This window comes from Streptomyces sp. YS-3 (assembly GCF_045257485.1).
Classification (GTDB): domain Bacteria; phylum Actinomycetota; class Actinomycetes; order Streptomycetales; family Streptomycetaceae; genus Streptomyces.
On sequence record NZ_JBJHPC010000948.1, the window covers coordinates 1 to 1,616 of the forward strand.

Below are 1,616 nucleotides of genomic sequence, written 5' to 3' on the forward strand. Positions count from 1 at the left end.
GCCCCGCCCCGCTCGCCACCGCACCCGTCTGCCCGGCCGACCCGCCCGCCGGGGAGCTCGACCCGACCCGGCTGCCGCCGCCACCGCCCGGCGCGGTCGAGGGCCGGCTGGGCGCCTCGCTCTGTGTGGTGGCCGTGGGGTACGCCACCGTCCACAAGCTCGGCAGCGCGATGGTCGTCAACGATCCGCACGGCCGTCCCGGCCCCATGCACCTCAACCTCGGCAAGCGCACGGTCAGCGCCCCCGACTACGACGAGTCGGACTCGGTGGGCCTGCTCGGCTTCCCGGACGCCCCGTCCACCTTCCTCACCTTCGGTTTCCAGCCCACCAGCGCGCTGGTCACCTTCGAACCGGAACCGGTCACCGTCGTCAACGTCCGGCGCGGCGAGACGTTCACCACCACCATCGCCTACCGGCAGTACCTGCGCCTCCACGACGTACGCGTCAACGGCGTACCCCTGGAGGTCGGGCCGAGCTGCCGCACCGCCCGGCCGTTCGACACCGTCCTGAGCGGGGCGTACAACTTCCTGACCGGCGGGGTCCTCGACGGCCGGATCACCATTCCGCCCTTCGCCGGCTGCGGCAGCCGGGGCGAGGACCTGTCACCGCTGTTCACCGCCGCCCTCTCCGGCCCGGGCAACGCCGTCCGTATCCGGCAGGGGCAGCTCGCGGGGGCCGGCAGCGCCCCGCCCGTCCCCGAACTGCCCCCGCGCTGAGGAGCCGCGAAGCCATGGGAATCGACGTGGTCGTCGAGGGGCTCACCAAGGCCTTCGGACGGCAGACCATCTGGCAGGACGTCACCCTCACCCTGCCCGCCGGGGAGATCAGCGTGATGCTCGGCCCCTCCGGCACCGGCAAGACGGTGTTCCTGAAAGCGATCGTCGGACTGCTGCGGCCGGACCGGGGCCGGGTCCTGGTCGACGGCGTCGACATGGCCAACAGCCGCGAGAAGGACATCTACGAGGCCCGCAAGCGCTTCGGACTGCTCTTCCAGGACGGCGCGCTCTTCGGCTCGATGAGCCTCTTCGACAACATCGCCTTCCCGCTGCGCGAACACACCAGGAAGAAGGAGTCGGAGATCCGCCGGATCGTCATGGAGCGCATGGAGGTGGTGGGGCTGGCGGGCGCCGAGCGGAAGCTGCCGGGCGAGATCTCGGGCGGGATGCGCAAACGGGCCGGGCTCGCCCGGGCGCTCGTCCTCGATCCGCAGGTCATCCTCTGCGACGAACCGGACTCCGGCCTCGACCCGGTGCGCACCTCCTACCTCTCCCAGCTCCTCATCGACATCAACACCCAGCTCGACGCGACCATGCTGATCGTCACCCACAACATCGACATCGCGACCACCGTCCCCGACAACATGGGGATGCTGTTCTGCCGCGAGCTGGTTGCCTTCGGCCCCCGGGAAGTGCTGCTGACCAGCGACGAGCCGGTCGTCGAGCAGTTCCTCGCAGGACGCCGGGCCGGGCCCATCGGCATGTCGGAGGAGAAGGACCGGGCGACCCTCGCCGAGGAGGCCTCGCACGCCCCGGCCCCCGGCCCGGCCGCCGACCGCGCCGAACGGGATCGTCACCAGCATCGCGGGCAGGATGGTGACACTGGCGATGAACCAGAAC

The 1,616-nt window shown here is 71.3% G+C and carries 1 protein-coding gene and 1 pseudogene; both read left to right on the forward strand.

Annotated features, from left to right (window positions below; all coding sequences use genetic code 11):
• Window positions 1-716, forward strand: a pseudogene (locus ACJA3G_RS36580) (hypothetical protein); the annotation flags it as partial.
• A gap of 14 nt (window positions 717-730) precedes the next feature.
• Window positions 731-1,616: ABC transporter ATP-binding protein (locus ACJA3G_RS36585; protein WP_406557327.1), on the forward strand; the 886-nt coding region annotated here is incomplete at its 3' end.